The organism is Polaribacter sp. (genome assembly GCF_036480315.1).
Taxonomy (GTDB): domain Bacteria; phylum Bacteroidota; class Bacteroidia; order Flavobacteriales; family Flavobacteriaceae; genus Polaribacter.
This window is the reverse complement of sequence record NZ_JAZGGG010000009.1, coordinates 31,031-48,632: the sequence shown is the minus strand read 5'-3', so window position 1 is coordinate 48,632 and position 17,602 is coordinate 31,031. Positions and strand designations below refer to the sequence as shown.

Below are 17,602 nucleotides of genomic sequence, written 5' to 3'. Positions count from 1 at the left end.
TCATCAACTTTATTATTCACTCAAAGTAATTATCGGTATAAAAACTTCAAATTTTAAATCCATATTATGAACTTGAATTTGTTCATCTGAAAGTAATTTATAACGTGCTTTTAAGTTTTCTAAACCAGTACCAAAAGATTCTTCTTTTATCTTTACAGCAGATTTACAATTGGTAATAATTAACCAACCTTCATTAATTGCAATGGTTGTTTTTATTGAAGTTTTACCATCAGATTTATTGTGTTTTACCACGTTTTCTAATAATGATTGTATTGCACCTGTTGGAATAAATTTATCAGCCAAAGAAGTATTTTCTTTAATATTAAACTCATAATCGTTACCAAATCTTGTTTGTATTAAAAAAATGTAATTTTTTGCAAACTCAATTTCGCTGGCAAGTTCCATAACTTCAGCGTCTTTTGTTTTTATTAAATACCTGTAAATTAAAGACAATCTGTTTATGTATTCTTTTGCTTTTGTAGGATTGCTATCTATTAAACTATCTAACGTGTTTAAATTGTTGAATAAAAAATGAGGATCTATTTGAGAACGTAATAATTTTAATTCGTTTTCTTTTTGTTGTTTTTGTGATTCAACTAACTGTGTTTGCCCTTCGTAAAACTTTTTTATTAGAAGTAATCCTAATGGAAAACCAACCATACTTGTTGCATTGTATAATCCATTTTGTAAATATAAAAAAATATTAGAAATGCTTTTAAAAGTTTTACCTGCACTTAATCTTCCAATTAAATTATCTAGAGTACCAAAAAAGATTAGTATTAATAAGGCAAAAACAAAAAATTGTAAATATTTTTTTTCTTTAATTAAAAGCCGTGGTACTAATATCTGAATAAAAATAAGAATTAAAGTAATTGATATTATTATAGAGATTGGTAAGTCTACTACATATTCAATTAACTTATTTCCAACTCTATAATAATCTAAACAATTTAATATAGCTGTAACAACAAATACCACAGAAAGTATTATCCAATCAGATTTATTAAGCTTGATATTCATTTAATTTGTTTTTTTTTGTAGAAGATTAAACTAAACCCTAATGCAGTAATTAAATATGTATAAATTAATCTAGATGGAAAAAATCTTCCAAAAAACACAATTAATGTAGCTAAAATAATTAGCGAAACGCCTAATTTATTTTCCTTAAAATAGTTTAATGCTAAAAGTAACAGACCAACATTTAAAAAATTTGGACCTATAGTAATAAATGGTTTCCAGATTGATGGAATTTTAGAAATATGACTTGCAAATTCACTTCTAATTTCTTGAGTTGATTGACTCCACCAAATAAAATCTAAAACACACATTCCAATAATACACACAATACCAATTATTATAGTTGGAACACCAATATAAGTAAATAAACTTTTCGGAAATTGACCTAATTGTGGAATTAAAAAAGCAACCCCAATCAATAAAGACCAATGTGCAAAATCTATAGGTTTTAAAGCATAGACAAAGTCATTTCCTTGAGCTAGTAGCAATTGTCCAATTGCTTCAAAAAGTAAACCTAATATAAAAAATGGTTTGTAATTCATTTAAACTAATTATTAAGTGGCAATTGCTTTTTTATAACATAAATACCATAAATTAAACATGGTAAAGTTAATAAAATTGTGAGTATTGCACTTTCTACATCTATAGCGTTAGAAGTTGTTTCTTTTATTGGTTGCCCTACAGTATCTAATTTGGCGACAAAATCTATAATTGCATGAATAATAATTAACGGATACACTCTTTTTATTACCATAAGAATTGCCCCAAACATAACACCAATAAAAGTTGCGAAAAATACTTGAGAAATTTCACCATAAAGACCTTTATCAAATTTAATTAGATGTAATAAACCGAATATTAAAGCAGAAATAAAAACAGCTTTTATTTGTGCTTTTCTGTTATTACCAAAATATTTAGAAATTAAAGGAAGCAATACACTTCTTAAACTTAACTCTTCAGAAAAACCAATACTTAAACAGTAAACGGCTAATATTATCAGATTTAAAATACTAACATTTGGAATTGTATCTAAAAACAAACCATTTAATAAAACAAGAAATATTAACGGAAAAATAATTAGCCATAGTTTTTTTGGTCTCGTTTTAGTTAATCCTCCAAGATGAAATAAATCTAATTCTTTTGCTATCAGAAAAGAACCAAAACCAAGAATGCAATTACTTAAAGTTTTAAAACCAAGATGAATGTTATAATCCTCAATTCCATTATTTATTAAATATGATTTTAATACATTATTAGCAACTAAAATAGCAGCAATAAAGATTGTAAACAATGTAATTTGATTTAAAATTGATTTATTTTTCATTGCGATTAATTATCATTTTGAATTCTATTCTCTTCATCTTTTGAAGAATTACGTTTCGATTTCTTCTTACCGAATTTAGAACCGAAACTATACACTAATCGTAATTGAATGTTTTGTCTAGAGCCATTGCTTTCTACTTGTGCAGTTTCACTTCCGCCATAATCAATAGTTCCGTTAAAACCTCTGTTTAGCATTTTATTAAAACCAAGATTTACTTTTAATCTATCATCTAAAAATTTCTTTCCAAAAGAGAAATCTAAACCTGCTAACCAATCTACTTGTATTTGACCTTCTAAAGCACCTGTTCCATAGTTTCCACTCATTTCAAAATTTACATCCCAAGGTAATTTATAACTCGCTTGGATAAACCAAAACATATTCCATTTAGATAAATCTACACCATGCATTAACGAATTATATGAGTTTTTATTTACAATAAAACCAGTATAACCTTCAACTCCTTTTAGAAAACTTAACGGAGCAAATAATCTAAAATTCCAATTTGTGTAATCTTCAACATTAACCGCTTGTTGAGTAATTTGAGCTCCATTTTGTTGAATTAGATCGAAAATAACATCATCTGTTTTACTATATCCAACTGTAAAAAACGGTTGACCTTCATAAGTTAAATTAAACTGATAATTATTAGTAAAAGCGGGTTTTAAGTTTGGGTTTCCTTTTTCTGAAGAAAATGGATCTAAAAACTCTTGAAAAGAATTTAAACTTCCATAAGAAGGTCTTCTAATTCTATAACTATAAGACATACTTGCACCTAGAACTTCTGTTAATTTTTTACTGATAGACGCACTTGGAAATAATTTTTGAATAGGTCTTTTTTTAATTACTGTTTTTAAAACTCCATTTTCCATAAAGTTTGATGTTCCTTCTGTATTACTATCTTCATAACGTAATCCACCAGAAAAAGACCATTTTCCAGACGTTGCGTTTATTTTAGAGTATAAAGCGAAAATAGTTTCATCTACTAAAAAACGACTAGTTCCATCTACGTCTAAATCAAAACCGCTAGAAGTGTTTTCTAAAAAAGATTGCAAATCACTATCAGTATTTATTTTTGCATACTTGCTACCAATACTTAATTTTAAGTTTTCTGAAAAAGTTTTAGAGTAATCAGCCTTATATGTTTTTATAGTATATTTTCCATCTTGTATATATTTTCTGTCCTGAAAAACTTCAGTACTTCCAGGAACGTCAACTAACATATTTATGTTGTCATTTTTATAATCAATATAATTAAAATCGATAACTAATTTATCTGTATCAGACTTATATTCATAATATGGGTTGATATTGAAGTCTACACGATCTCTATCGAATCTATTTTCTGAAAACAATACTTTAGTTTCAGTAGGTTTTATAATAAATGTTTTACTAGAAGTAATTCTGTCGGATTTTCTATTATTCCATCGTCCACCAATTCCAATTGAATTATTATCATTAATATAATAATCTACATTCCCGCTCACATTAAAACGATTTGGTTTATAAGGAGATTTAGTTGTTTGATCATACGTTTCATTTCCAACAGTTCTCACTAAAAACAAATCATCTCTCCATGTAGGTTTTGAGTGTCCAATACTTGTTTGCCAATTTAATTTGTTTTTATAACTAGCAATAGAAGCTCTTGTTCCGTATTCGAAACCTTCATCTTCACCTACCCAACCTGTTATACTTCCATGAGTTCCTAAACGAACATTTTTCTTTAAAATAATATTAATGATTGCTCCAGAACCAGATGCATCATATTCAGCACCAGGTTGTTCTACAACTTCAATTTTAGCAATATTGTCTGCTGGAAAATCACGAAGTAAAGTTTCAACATCCATATATTCTGTAGTTTTTCCGTTAATTAGAATTCGAACACCACCTTTTCCTGCAATCGAAATTCCTCTATCTGTAACTAAAATCCCAGGTACTTTACGCATTACATCTTGTAAACTAGAATTCAACATTTCAGATTTTTCTAAATCTACAATTAGTTTTTCTGCAGTTTGTCTAATAACAGGTCGTTTGCTTTTTACTATAACTTCATTTAAAGTTTGTGTCTCTTCTTTTAATATGATGTTAAAAGTTTTGTTTGAATTTAAGTCAAATTCTTTAATTTTTTGAGTTTGAAAGCCCAACATAGAAACTTCAATTTTGTATTTTCCGGAAGCAACATTATCAAAAGTATATGCTCCATTATCATTAGAAACAGTTCCTTTTGGGTTTGCTTCATCACCTATTTTATATAAAATAATGTTTGCATACGGTAAAGATTCATTTTGTTCATCCATTATTTTACCAGAAATGGTGTTTTGTGCTGTGAATGATAAAATTCCGAAAAGTAAAATAAAAATTGTAGTTAAAAATTTCATTTGGTTGGTTTTATAATAGACATCAAAAATGTTCATTTTGTTACAGAAGAAAAACTATAATCTGCCGAATTGGGATAAATTCCCGACAAGTTGATAGAATTTACATCTTAAAAGCTAGACGTCATTAATTCCAAAAAAGTTTCCTGCAAAAAAAAAATACTCTAGAATTTCTCAAGAGTATTTTTCAATTAAGTTAACAGTAGTAAAGTGTAAAGAACATTTGTAATGTTAATCTCTTCCTCCTAAAATTTGAAGTCCCCAATATAATAAGGCAGCCAAAGAACCTAAAGCAGCAACTAAATAAGTTCTTGCAGCCCATTTTAAAGCATCTGTTGCGCCAGCTAATTCTTGTTGAGAAACCATATTTTTATTTTTTAACCAAGCTAAAGCTCTATTACTTGCATCATATTCTACAGGTAATGTTATAAAGCTAAAAAGTGTTGCTAAACCCATAAAAACTAAACCAGCTATGGCAATGTAAAATCCAATTCCGGCAGAGGCAGAAGCAGCTCCTAAAAATAAACCACCAATTACTAACCATTGAGAAAATTTAGAAGTAACGCTAACAATTGGTACCAATTGAGAACGCATTTTTAAATAACTGTAAGCAGCTGCATGTTGTACTGCATGACCACATTCATGAGCAGCAACTGCAGCTGCGGCTGCGTTTTTTTGGTTGTAAACACCTTCACTTAAATTGACTGTTTTATTTTGCGGATTGTAGTGATCTGTTAACATACCTGGAGTAGAAATTACTTTTACATCAAAAATGCCATTGTCTTTTAACATTTTTTCAGCAATTTCTGCACCACTCATTCCGTTTCTTAATTCAACTTGAGAATATTTTTTGAATTTACTTTTTAGTTTGTTGCTAACTAGCATACTTACTAAAGAGATTAGACCAATTAAAATATAAAATCCCATCATAATGTATATTGTTTTAAATAATTATATCACTTTTGTTTGATAAATTTACAACATAAAGTGTTCCAAATTATTATTCGGAATATAAAAATGACAAAATGACAAACAAACCTAATATTTTATTAGTCTATACTGGTGGTACTATTGGTATGATTAAAGATTATAAAACAAATGCCTTAAAAGCATTTGATTTTAGTCAAATTATAAACAAAATACCAGAATTACAGCAGTTAAATTGTAATATAGAAAGTATTTCTTTTGATGAACCAATAGATTCATCAAATATGAATACAACCTATTATATAGATATTGTAGAAATTATAGAAGAAAACTATACAAAATTTGATGGTTTTGTAGTTTTAACAGGTTCAGATACTATGTCTTATACGTCTTCTGTGGTTAGTTTTATGTTAGAAAATGTACAAAAACCAATCATTTTTACAGGTTCTCAATTGCCAATAGGAGATTTAAGAACAGACGCAAAAGAAAACTTAATTACTTCTATTGAAATTGCTGCTACTAGAAAAAATAACAAACCAGTACTTGCAGAAGTCTGTTTGTATTTTGAATATAAATTGTACAGAGCCAATAGAACTACCAAAATTAATTCAGAACAGTTTGAAGCATTTACTTCTATGAATTATCCGCCTTTGGCAGAAAGTGGTGTTCATTTAAATTTTAATGAGCATTTAATTCATCAACCAAAAAAAGACACACCACCTTTAATTGTTAGAAAGAACTTGGTATCTGATATTGTTATTTTAAAATTATTTCCTGGTATAACTATAAATGTTATCGAAAGTATTCTAAATATTAAAGATTTAAAAGGAGTAGTTTTAGAAACCTACGGAGCAGGAAATGCGCCTGATACAAAAGAGTTTGTAAGCTTATTAAAAAATGCTATCGAGAAAGGTATTAAAATAATAAATGTTACACAATGTGCAGGTGGAAGTGTAATACAAGGTCATTATGAAACAAGTTTAGGTCTAAAAAAAATTGGCGTTGTAAGTGGTAAGGATATTACTACTGAATCTGCGGTTGCAAAATTGATGTATTTGTTAAGTAAAAACTTATCGAAAGAAGATTTTAAACATTATTTCGAGAAATCTTTACGAGGAGAGATTTCTAATAAATAACAAGCTGTTTAATTGATAAAAAAGTAAAAAAAGAATAAAAACAGTATTTTTATCATAAATTAAATAAAATATTTTTTAGAATTTGACATTTTTTTTGTTACTTGGCACTCTCTAAAATAGATAATTAGCTTTTGCTACTTAAAAAAAGAAGAGAAAGTATTAAATATTTTTGTTTATTTGAAATGAAAATCTATATCTTTAACCCGTTAACTATTAAAAATTAATTATAACAAAGATGAAAAAAGTAGTAAATGTACTATCTGTAACAGGATTCATGTTTTTTGGAGCTATTCAATCAACTTTCGCACAAGATGCAGCTGAAGAATCAAGAACTTTTCACCAAGAATTAAAACTTCGTTTTATTGAAGGTGACCCAGGATTTATGGGAATTGTATTAGTAGCCTTAATTTTAGGTTTAGCTATTGCAATTGAAAGAATTATTTATTTAAACATGGCAACAACTAATACTAAGAAATTAGTAGCTAGTGTAGATGAGGCTTTAAGTTCTGGTGGTGTAGAAGCTGCAAAAGAAGTTTGTAGAAACTCAAAAGGACCAGTAGCATCTATCTTTTACCAAGGTTTAGATAGAGTAGATGAAGGAGTTGAGGCAGCAGAAAAAGCAGTTGTTTCTTATGGAGGAGTTCAAATGGGACTTTTAGAGAAAAATGTTTCTTGGTTATCTTTATTTATCGCATTAGCACCAATGCTTGGTTTCATGGGAACTGTAATTGGTATGATTGATGCATTCGATAGAATTGCAATAGCAAATGATATTTCTCCAGCAGTAGTTGCAGGTGGTATTAAAATTGCATTATTAACAACAGTATTTGGTTTAATTGTTGCAATTATCTTACAGATTTTTTATAATTATATCGTTTCTAAGATAGATAGTATCGTTAATAGTATGGAAGATTCTTCTATTCAATTAATCGATTTATTAGTAAAATATAAAAAATAAAAATAATTATGAAAAGTAATAAAATATTAAATATTTTAATTGCTGTTATAGCGATCATAGGTGCTATCCTTTTCATAAGAATTTTTATGGAAGATGCAGATGCACTTCAAACAGACGGAGCATTGCAGAATAAAGTAATTAGTCCAATTATTTATTTCTCTACCTTTTTGTTTTATGCAGCAGTAATTATTACACTAGTACTTTCTATGTTAAGTTTAATACGTAACCCAGAAAGTTTAAAGAAGACCTTCTTAGGAGTAGCTGTTTTAGCAGTAGTGCTTGTTATAGCTTACTTTTTAGCAGATGATAATGCAGTATTAGATACTACAGGGTCTATCTTAAAGGGAGGAGAAGCAGGTACAGCTATGAATAAATGGGTAGGTGCAGGAATCTATTATAGTATTATTTTAGGTTTAGTAGCAAGTGCATTCTTTGTATTAGATTTAGTAAAAGGATTAATAAAATCATAAAACTATGGCAAGAAGAGAGAATCCAGAAATTAATGCAGGTTCTATGGCAGATATTGCCTTCTTGTTATTAATCTTCTTTTTAGTAACTACCACAATGAATGTAGATTCAGGTATTTCTAAAAAGCTATCTGAAAAACCACCACCAGATTATGTACCACCAATTATAAAGCAAAAAAATATCTTTGAGGTAAATATTAACAGAAATAATGAGCTTTTAGTAGAAGGCGAAAGAATGGAAGTTAAAGACTTAAAAGATGCTACAATTGCTTTTGTAGATAATGGTGGAGGTGAAGGTAAAGTAGAAGATGGTGTTAAGACAGGGCCTTGTACTTATTGTAAAGGTGAAAAAAGTGAATCATCATCCGATCACCCTAACAAGGCAATTATTTCTGTTCAAAGTGATAGAGGTACTGAATATGGTACTTATCTAATTGTTCAAAATGAGTTATTAAGAGCTTATACTGAATTAAGAAATAGATTATCTATGGAAAAGTATAAGATTCCTTTTAACGAATTAGAAGAAGCTTACAAAGACGACAAGAACAATGAGGCATTAAAGAAAAAAGTTGAAGATATCAAAACAAGTTATCCTCAAATTATTTCTGATGCAGAACCAACCAATTAATTTTTAAATATAACAATATGTCTAAATTTAGAAAAAAGAAAAAAGGAATGCCAGCAGTTAATACTGCAGCTTTACCAGACATCGTTTTTATGTTGTTATTTTTCTTTATGGTTACTACTACCATGAGAGAAACTGATTTAAAAATTGAGAATCCAAGACTTCCTTCTGCATCAGAAGTGAAAAAATTGGAGCACAAAAGTTTGGTAAGTACTATTTATGTTGGTAAAGCAAAAGATGGTAAATACGGTACAAGCTTTAATAGAATACAATTGAATGATAAAATTGGTACAGCAGAAGATGTTCCTGCATTTATTATGAATGCAAGATTAAAAGTATCTGAAGCTGAAGTTCCATTTATGACAACTTCAATTAAAGCAGATAAAGAATCTAGTGTTGGAACTATAGTTGATATTAGATTAAAATTAAGAGATGTAAATGCTCTTAAAATTAGTTATTCTGCTTCTAAAGCAAGTTCAAATTAATTATTCAAAATAGAATATTAAAAAAGGATGATTCGAAAGAATCATCCTTTTTTTTTGAACTTATTTTTTAAGTAATATCTCTTTGTTATGAAATATTGTATCTTTATACTACGTTTCTAATATTATGAATAAAGCTTTTAAAACACTCTTTTTATTTTTTATTACACTGAATACTTTCTCACAAAAAGAAACTTTAGAATTAGGAGATCGTTATGCAGACGATCAAATTTATGCATCTGTTTCATTTGCACAATTTACTGATCAACCTTCCTTAATTATAAAAAGTAGTTTTTCTTATGGAATTTCAGCTGGTTTTATGAAAGACTTTATTCTAAATAAACAAGGCAGTTTTTCAATAGCTGGTGGAATTGGTTACGGATTCGATTTATTCAATCATAAATTAAAAGTTGAAGAATTAAATAACGTTACAACCTTTAGTAGTGATGCTACAATAAGTGCAAATATTTTTAAATCTCATAATATAGAATTTCCTTTAGAAATACGTTGGAGAACTTCTACAGCAAATAGATATAGTTTTTGGAGAGTCTATACCGGAATTAAATTTATGTATAACCTATCTAACAAATTTCAATTTGAAGATAATAATGGTAATGCATTTCAATATTCTAATATTACTGAATATAATAAATTGCAATATGGTTTAACCATTTCTGCTGGTTATGATGAATTTAATATTAATATTTTTTACGGATTAACATCAATTTTTAAAGATGCTGCTTTAAATGCAGAATCTATAAACACTAAAATATTAAAATTTGGACTGATATTTTATATCTTATAAGATATAAAAAACTACAAAAGGAGATAGAATTCCGAATAAAAAACCAAGATAGACTTCTTTTGTTGTATGTGCATTTAAATGCAATCTTGCACTTGCTAACAAACCAGCAAGTAAGAAAGCAACTAGAATAACAGGTAAAAAAAATTGTGAATATATACTACCTAGTACCATAAAAAATCCTGTTGAAATTCCTAAAGAAAGTAAATGAATACTAGTTTTTATTTTGAAAGCAAAAAAGAGGTAAATAAAAATTAACCCTAAAGAGGTAGCATAAAACAAAAGTCCTAAATCTCTTAAATTAGGTATGTTTTGAAGTGTGTTTCCTAATAGATAAAACAAAATAATCATAACAATAACAGGTATCTTTCTTTCTGAAATAGTTTCTGCTCTAAATGATTTAATAAGTTTAATTTTTTTGAAAAGAATTAAAATAAATAAAGGAATTAGGTAAGTAGTGGCAAATATTAAACCTAAAACTGCAAGTTTTTGTTTACTACCAAAATTGTTGGGAATCAATAGAAAATACAACATTACACCAATTGTAGGAATTACAATAGGATGCAACATTACAGATATGATTCTGTTAAATCTCACTAAATTTCTTTTCGTAAACGAGCTACTGGTAAATCTAACTGTTCTCTATATTTTGCAACAGTTCTACGTGCAATCGGATACCCTTTTTCTTTTAAAATAGCAGCTAATTTTTCATCTGTAAGCGGTTTCTTCTTGTTCTCTTCTATAACAACTGTTTCTAAAATCTTCTTTATTTCTTTTGTAGAAACGTCTTCTCCTTGATCATTTTTCATAGATTCAGAAAAGAACTCTTTAATTAACTTTGTACCATAAGGTGTAGAGACAAACTTACTATTTGCAACTCTAGAAACAGTAGAAACATCCATGTTAATCTTATCTGCAATATCTTTTAGAATCATTGGCTTTAACTTTCGTTCATCGCCAGTTAAAAAGTAATCGTACTGATAATGCATAATGGTGTTCATTGTCACTAATAAAGTCTGCTGACGCTGTATAATAGCATCAATAAACCATTTTGCTGAATCTAGTTTTTGTTTGATAAAGAATACTGCATCTTTTTGTGATTTGGATTTTACAGTAGATTCTTGATAGCCTTTTAGCATATTGTTGTACTCTCTAGAAATATGTAATTCTGGAGCATTTCTAGAATTTAGAATTAAATCTAATTCACCATCTATAATCTTTATAGAAAAATCGGGTACAATTTGTTCCGCTATTTTATTATTACCTGCATAAGAACTACCTGGTTTGGGATTTAATTTAGAAATTTCGGTATTTACTTCTTTCAATTCATCTACAGAGATATTAAATTTCTCTTGAAGTTTTTTATAGTGTTTTTTTACAAAATGATCAAAAGCATTTTCTAAAATATCTATTGCTAAACTTCTTATTTTGGTTTTATCTTTTAACTTTAATTGTATGATTAAACATTCTCTTAAATCCCTAGCGCCAACTCCAATTGGATCTAATGTATGGATGACTTTTTTAAGTATACCAATTACTTTTTCTTCAGTAGTAAAAACATTTGCCGTAAAAGCTAAATCATCTACTAAATCTAAAATATCTCTTCTTATATAGCCACTATCATCTATACTACCTACTAGAAATTCTGCAATTGCAAGTTCTTCATCATCAAAACTATAGGTGCTTAATTGATTCTTTAAGGATTGATGAAAACTTGTTCCTGCGGCATAAGGCACATTTTTTTCTTCATCATCCGCAGAATAATTGTTTGCCTGTGTTTTATAACTTGGCACATCATCATCACTTAAATATTCATCAATATTTATATCTTCTGTTTCTGTTTTTTCTGTTGCAGCATCATCAAATTCATTTGATAGATCATCATCAATAGAATCAGATTCATCTTTACCAGTATCTAAAGCTGGGTTTTCTTCAATTTCTTGCTTTAAACGTTCTTCAAAAGCTTGCGTAGGTAATTGAATTAACTTCATCAACTGAATTTGTTGTGGAGATAATTTCTGAAGAAGTTTATAATGTAGACTTTGTTTTAGCATATTTTTAAAGATACATAAATCTTATTAAAATTCAGCGTTTTGTGGAGTTCTTGGAAACGGAATTACGTCTCTAATATTTCCCATTCCTGTAGTAAATTGTACCAATCTTTCAAAACCTAAACCAAAACCAGAATGAACAGCTGTACCAAATTTACGTAAATCTAAATACCACCATAATTCTTTTTCATCAATATTCATGGCTTTCATTTTTTCTAATAAAACATCGTAACGTTCTTCACGTTGCGCGCCACCAACCATTTCTCCAATACCTGGAAATAAAACATCCATAGCTCTTACTGTTTTTCCATCATCATTTAAACGCATGTAGAATGCTTTAATATTTGCTGGATAATCAAATAAAATAACCGGACATTTAAAATGTTTTTCTACTAAATAACGTTCGTGTTCAGATTGTAAATCTACACCCCATTCGTTAATAGGAAATTGAAATTTCTTCTTTTTATTTGGTTTTGAATTTCGTAAAATATCAAAAGCTTCCGTATATGAAACACGTTTAAAATTGTTATCAACCACAAACTTTAATTTATCTATTAAGTTCATATCTGAACGTTCTGCTTGTGGTTTGCTTTTTTCTTCTTGGGTTAAACGCTGATCTAAAAATGCTAGATCATCTTTACAATGTTCTAAAACATAACCTAAAACAGATTTAATAAAATCTTCAGATAAATCCATATTACCATCTAAATCCATAAAAGCAACTTCTGGTTCAATCATCCAAAATTCAGCTAAATGACGAGTGGTATTTGAGTTTTCTGCTCTAAACGTTGGTCCAAAAGTATATACTTTACCCAAAGCCATTGCGTAACTTTCTGCCTCTAATTGACCAGAAACAGTTAAGTTGGTTTCTTTCCCGAAAAAATCTTTAGAATAATCGATTTTACCATCTTCAGTAACCGGTGCTTTGTTGTCTTCAAAAGAAGTTACTCTAAACATTTCACCAGCACCTTCAGCATCAGAACCAGTTACAATTGGTGTGTTTACGTAGTTAAAGCCGTTATCTTGAAAATATTTATGAACTGCAAAAGAAAGTTTAGAACGCACTCGCATAACTGCGCTAAAAGTATTAGTTCTAACACGTAAATGTGCATTTTCTCTTAAAAATTCAAAACTATGTTTCTTAGGTTGAATAGGATATTCATCTGGATTAGAATCACCTAAAATTTCAATATTAGAAACTTGAATTTCTACGGATTGTCCTTTTCCTTGGCTTTCTGCTAAAGTTCCTTTTATAGCAATTGCAGCGCCTGTATTAATTCTTTTTAGTAATTCTTCTGATGTGTTTTCAAAATCGATAACACACTGTATATTGTTAATTGTAGAACCATCATTTAAAGCAATAAAACGATTACTTCTAAAAGTTCTAACCCAACCTTTAATTTCTATTTCTTGTAAAACTGTTCCTGATTTTAAAATCTCTGCTACGTTACTTTTCATCATCGCTTTAAATATATTGTATTAGAAAATTGTCTTAATTAAAAGAGTAAAGATACTTTATTGTTCTAAATTAAACAACGAAAGGAATGTCAATAAAAACTTAAAATCTACTCTTTTGTTTTATCTTCTTCTGTAGGAAATATTCTCATTTTAGGTTCCTTAAATACTTTTTTGTTTGCTATTTTCTTTTCAAAAGTTAGCAATAAAGAAGGTAATAAAAGCAAGTTAGAAACCATTGCTAATAATAAAGTAACGGAAACTAAACCACCTAATGCTATAGTACCACCAAAACTAGAAAGTGTAAATACTAAGAAACCAAAGAATAAAACAATAGAAGTATAAAACATACTTACTCCTGTTTCTCTTAATGCTGCATAAACGGATGGTATTATTCTCCATTTATTAGCAATTAATTCTTGTCTATATTTTGCTAAAAAGTGAATGGTATCATCCACAGAAATACCAAAAGCAATACTAAACACTAAAATTGTTGAAGGTTTTATAGGTATGTCTAAAAAGCCCATTAAACCTGCTGTTATTAACAATGGAAGCATATTTGGAACTAAAGAAATTAAAATCATTTGTGGTGATCTAAACATCCAAGCCATAAAAATTGCAATTAGTAAAATTGCTAATGCTAATGATATTACTAGATTTTTAATTAAATAATTGGTTCCTTTTATAAAAACCAATGCTTTTCCTGTTACTGAAACTTTATATTTATCTGAAGGAAATTCTTTTGCAATAACCGCTTTTAATCGTTCTTGAATGGCATCCATTTTATCGGTACCAATATCTTTCATAAAGGTTGTAATCCTTGCATATCGTCCTGTAGAATCTACAAAATTCTTAAGCATTCCTGCATCATTGTTTGAGTTTTTGGTATACGAAAAGATATAACTTTGCTCTTGATTTGTAGGTAATTGGTAATATTTTGGATTGCCTTTATAGTAAGCTTGTTTAGAGTATTTTACTAAATTTACTACCGATAGAGGTTTCGATAATTCAGAAAAATTTTCTATGGTTTCGTTAATTTTATCCATCTTTTTTAAAGTGGATAATTTCATTACACCTTTGTCTTTTTTAGTATCAATTAAAATTTCTAATGGCATAATACCTCCAAACTCTTTTTCAAAGAATTTTATATCTTTATAAAATTCCATGCTTTTAGGCATATCTTCAATTAAACTACCAGAAACTTTAATTTGATAAACGCCAATAATTCCTAAAACGATAGTAACTACTGTGGCAATATAAATACTAATTCTTTTGTTTTTTACAGCTTTCTCCATCCAATCTACTACATTTTCAATCCATTTTTTTTCTAAATGGCTTAAATGTTTTTTCTTTGGAAGTGGCATAAAACTATAGATGATTGGAACAATCAATAAAGCCAAAATAAAAATACTGATAATATTAACAGAGGCTAAAATTCCAAATTCTCTTAACAAATCACTTTTTACAAAAACAAAGGTTGCAAAACCAGATGCTGTTGTTATGTTGGTCATTAAAGTGGCGTTTCCAATTTTAGAAATTACGCGTTGTAAAGCCTTGGCTTGTTGCCCATGTTTTTTTATTTCTTGCTGATATTTATTGATTAAGAAAACACAATTAGGTACACCGATTACAATAATTAAAGGAGGTATTAAAGCTGTTAAAACGGTAATTTCATAACCAAACCAACCAATAAAACCAAATGCCCAAACAACGCCAATAATAACAACTAGAAGTGTTATAAAAGTAGCCCTAAAAGATCTAAAAAAGAAGAAGAAAATTAAAGCAGTAATACCTAAAGCACCTATAACAAATAGTTGAATTTCATCTTGAATATTCTGCGCATTCAAAGTTCTAATATAAGGCATACCAGAAATACGAACATCTAATCCTGTTTCTTCTTCAAAATTTTCTATAGTTGGTTTTAGAATGTGAAAAATAAAATCTCTACGTTTTGGCGTATTAATGATTTCTTTTTTAATGTAAATAGCGGTTTGTAAAGTACCTGTTTCTTTATTGAAAAGTAAATTATCGTAAAAAGGAAGTTTTTCGAAAAGCTGTTTTTTAATTGCTAAAACCTCTTCAGAAGTTTGAGGCTCTTTTTCATATAAAGGTTCTAAAACAAATTTTCTTTTTTTTCTATCTGCTTTTAATTTTTGAACATCGGCAATAGAAAGTGTAAAATCTACTTCCTCTAATGAATCAAATTTTTGAACTAAATTATTCCAAGCATTAAACTTTTTTGGTGTAAAAACTGTAGAATCTTTAATACCAAGAATTACTAAATTACCTTCTTCACCAAAAATTTCAAGAAATTTATTGTATTCAAGATTTGCAATATGGTCTTCTGGTAATAAATTTGCTTCTGTATATGAAAATTTCATATACTTCATTTGAGAAGCTAATAATCCTGTTATAATGGCAATTCCTAATAAAACCAAGTAGCGGTTTCTTAAAATAATACCTGCAACTTTTGTCCAGAAATTCATTTAATAAATTTTATACAAAGATACTTAATTTGTAGAATTGTTTTAAACAAAAAAAGAGCGTTTTTTAAAACGCTCTTTTTTATATATTGTTTTGGCTTTTAAACCGTCATAATTTCTTTTTCTTTTAAAGAAAGTATTTCTTCAATGTTTTTTACAAAAGTATCTGTCATTTTCTGAACATCACCTTCTACATTTTTCTTCATGTCATCAGAAATGTCAACTTTTTTGATATCATTGTTTGCATCTTTACGTGCATTTCTAATTCCAACTTTTGCATGTTCAGCTTCAGCTTTAGCTTGTTTTGCTAAACCAATTCTACGTTCTTCTGTTAATGGTGGTACATTAATCATAATAATATCACCATTATTCATTGGGTTTAAACCAAGATTAGCAATTTGAATTGCTTTTTCTATGTTTTGCAACATGTTTTTTTCCCAAGGTTGAATACTTAATGTTCTTGGATCTGGCGTGTTTACATTAGCAACTTGAGCTAATGGAGTTTGAGACCCATAATAATCTACCATTACAGTTCCTAACATTGCAGGCGTTGCTTTACCAGCTCTAATTGAGCGTAACTCTTTTTCTAAATGCTCAAGAGCATTTGTCATTGCTTCTTTAGCTGTGTCTAATATAAATTCAATTTCTTCGTTCATCTTTTTTAATAATTTAAAGATTTTGATTATTTATTATCAACAATAGTACCAATTTTTTCACCAGAGACTAACTTTAGTAGGTTTCCGTTAGTATTCATGTCAAATACAATAATTGATAAGTTGTTTTCTTCACTTAAAGTAAATGCTGTCATATCCATTACTTTTAAGCCTTTTGCTATAACTTCTTTAAAGGTAATTGTTTCAAATTTAACGGCATCTTTATTTTTTTCTGGATCTACATTATAGATTCCATCTACACGCGTTCCTTTTAAAATAGCATCAGCATCAATTTCAATGGCTCTTAATACTGCTGCAGTATCAGTCGTAAAATACGGATTTCCTGTACCTGCGCCGAAAATAACAACTCTTCCTTTTTCTAAATGACGAATTGCTTTTCTTTTAATATATGGTTCTGCAACTTCTTTAATTTCTAAAGCTGTTTGTAAACGAGTATTTACATCTTGGTCTTCTAAAGCGCTTTGTAAAGCTAAACCATTTATACAAGTTGCCAACATGCCCATGTGATCTCCTTGTACACGATCCATACCATTTGCTGCACCAGCAACTCCTCTAAAAATATTTCCACCACCAATCACAATGGCAACTTCGATTCCTTTTTCTACTACTTCTTTTATTTCTTTAGCGTATTCAGATAAACGTTTTGGGTCTATACCATATTGTCTATCGCCCATTAAGGCTTCTCCACTTAATTTTAAAAGGATTCTTTTATATTCCATAGTTTCTTTAAAAGTTATGCGAAATTACGTTTTTTTTTTGATTTTCCTTTTTTAGTATATAAAAAAAATGAAGTATAAGTTTTGCCTTAATAGTGAAGCTTAATGTTTTG

The 17,602-nt window shown here is 28.6% G+C and carries 17 protein-coding genes; 6 read left to right on the top strand and 11 right to left on the bottom strand.

The window, feature by feature from the left end; all coding sequences use genetic code 11:
* Nucleotides 1-12 precede the first annotated feature (12 nt).
* The 5 genes from V3V28_RS01700 to V3V28_RS01680 all read right to left on the bottom strand — a co-directional run bounded on the left by V3V28_RS01700 (nucleotide 13) and on the right by V3V28_RS01680 (nucleotide 5,643).
* Nucleotides 13-1,020 (bottom strand): sensor histidine kinase, encoded by a 1,008-nt coding sequence (locus V3V28_RS01700; protein WP_331363287.1) that lies wholly within the window; start codon nucleotides 1,018-1,020, stop codon nucleotides 13-15.
* Entirely contained in the window at nucleotides 1,017-1,559 is a 543-nt protein-coding gene (locus V3V28_RS01695; protein WP_331363286.1) for a hypothetical protein, read from the bottom strand. Before V3V28_RS01695 ends, V3V28_RS01700 begins: the two co-directional genes overlap by 4 nt.
* 5 nt (nucleotides 1,560-1,564) lie before the next feature.
* Nucleotides 1,565-2,341: a CPBP family intramembrane glutamic endopeptidase gene (locus V3V28_RS01690; protein ID WP_331363285.1), complete on the bottom strand. Its 777-nt coding sequence runs from the start codon at nucleotides 2,339-2,341 to the stop codon at nucleotides 1,565-1,567.
* A gap of 5 nt (nucleotides 2,342-2,346) precedes the next feature.
* Nucleotides 2,347-4,716, bottom strand: a complete 2,370-nt coding sequence (locus V3V28_RS01685; RefSeq protein WP_331363284.1) for an outer membrane beta-barrel protein — start codon at nucleotides 4,714-4,716, stop codon at nucleotides 2,347-2,349.
* 228 nt (nucleotides 4,717-4,944) lie between these two features.
* Nucleotides 4,945-5,643, bottom strand: coding sequence for a zinc metallopeptidase (locus tag V3V28_RS01680; protein WP_331363283.1), 699 nt, complete (start codon nucleotides 5,641-5,643; stop codon nucleotides 4,945-4,947).
* 95 nt (nucleotides 5,644-5,738) lie between these two features.
* On the opposite strand from V3V28_RS01680, the gene V3V28_RS01675 reads away from it, so the two are divergent.
* From V3V28_RS01675 to V3V28_RS01650, 6 genes are all read left to right on the top strand, one after another.
* A complete protein-coding gene (locus tag V3V28_RS01675; protein ID WP_331363282.1) occupies nucleotides 5,739-6,776 on the top strand; it encodes an asparaginase in 1,038 nt (345 codons plus the stop codon).
* 235 nt (nucleotides 6,777-7,011) lie between these two features.
* Nucleotides 7,012-7,734 carry a MotA/TolQ/ExbB proton channel family protein gene (locus V3V28_RS01670; RefSeq protein ID WP_331363281.1) on the top strand — a complete coding sequence of 241 codons (723 nt, stop codon included), beginning with the start codon at nucleotides 7,012-7,014 and terminating at the stop codon, nucleotides 7,732-7,734.
* Between the two features lie 8 nt (nucleotides 7,735-7,742).
* Complete coding sequence (locus V3V28_RS01665) at nucleotides 7,743-8,204, top strand: hypothetical protein (protein ID WP_331363280.1); 462 nt, start codon at nucleotides 7,743-7,745, stop codon at nucleotides 8,202-8,204.
* 4 nt (nucleotides 8,205-8,208) lie between these two features.
* Nucleotides 8,209-8,829, top strand: a complete 621-nt coding sequence (locus tag V3V28_RS01660; protein ID WP_331363279.1) for an ExbD/TolR family protein — start codon at nucleotides 8,209-8,211, stop codon at nucleotides 8,827-8,829.
* Nucleotides 8,830-8,846: 17 nt separating this feature from the next.
* A complete protein-coding gene (locus tag V3V28_RS01655) occupies nucleotides 8,847-9,311 on the top strand; it encodes an ExbD/TolR family protein (RefSeq protein ID WP_331363278.1) in 465 nt (154 codons plus the stop codon).
* Between the two features lie 124 nt (nucleotides 9,312-9,435).
* Entirely contained in the window at nucleotides 9,436-10,113 is a 678-nt protein-coding gene (locus tag V3V28_RS01650) for a porin family protein (protein ID WP_331363277.1), read from the top strand.
* Here the strand turns inward: V3V28_RS01650 and V3V28_RS01645 are convergent.
* The 6 genes from V3V28_RS01645 to pyrH all read right to left on the bottom strand — a co-directional run bounded on the left by V3V28_RS01645 (nucleotide 10,108) and on the right by pyrH (nucleotide 17,492).
* Entirely contained in the window at nucleotides 10,108-10,707 is a 600-nt protein-coding gene (locus tag V3V28_RS01645) for a hypothetical protein (RefSeq protein WP_331363276.1), read from the bottom strand. The two genes, V3V28_RS01650 and V3V28_RS01645, sit on opposite strands and share 6 nt — an antisense overlap.
* Nucleotides 10,707-12,164, bottom strand: a complete 1,458-nt coding sequence (gene rpoN / locus V3V28_RS01640) for an RNA polymerase factor sigma-54 (protein WP_331363275.1) — start codon at nucleotides 12,162-12,164, stop codon at nucleotides 10,707-10,709. The genes V3V28_RS01645 and rpoN overlap by 1 nt, the downstream gene beginning before the upstream one ends.
* A gap of 24 nt (nucleotides 12,165-12,188) precedes the next feature.
* The gene (asnS, locus tag V3V28_RS01635) at nucleotides 12,189-13,622 is read right to left on the bottom strand and encodes an asparagine--tRNA ligase (protein WP_331363274.1); all 1,434 of its coding nucleotides are present in this window, start codon (nucleotides 13,620-13,622) and stop codon (nucleotides 12,189-12,191) included.
* Between the two features lie 104 nt (nucleotides 13,623-13,726).
* The gene (locus tag V3V28_RS01630; protein ID WP_331363273.1) at nucleotides 13,727-16,102 is read right to left on the bottom strand and encodes an efflux RND transporter permease subunit; all 2,376 of its coding nucleotides are present in this window, start codon (nucleotides 16,100-16,102) and stop codon (nucleotides 13,727-13,729) included.
* Nucleotides 16,103-16,200: 98 nt separating this feature from the next.
* Nucleotides 16,201-16,755 carry a ribosome recycling factor gene (gene frr / locus V3V28_RS01625; protein WP_331363272.1) on the bottom strand — a complete coding sequence of 185 codons (555 nt, stop codon included), beginning with the start codon at nucleotides 16,753-16,755 and terminating at the stop codon, nucleotides 16,201-16,203.
* A gap of 26 nt (nucleotides 16,756-16,781) precedes the next feature.
* Entirely contained in the window at nucleotides 16,782-17,492 is a 711-nt protein-coding gene (gene pyrH, locus V3V28_RS01620) for a UMP kinase (protein ID WP_331363271.1), read from the bottom strand.
* Nucleotides 17,493-17,602: the final 110 nt, after the last annotated feature.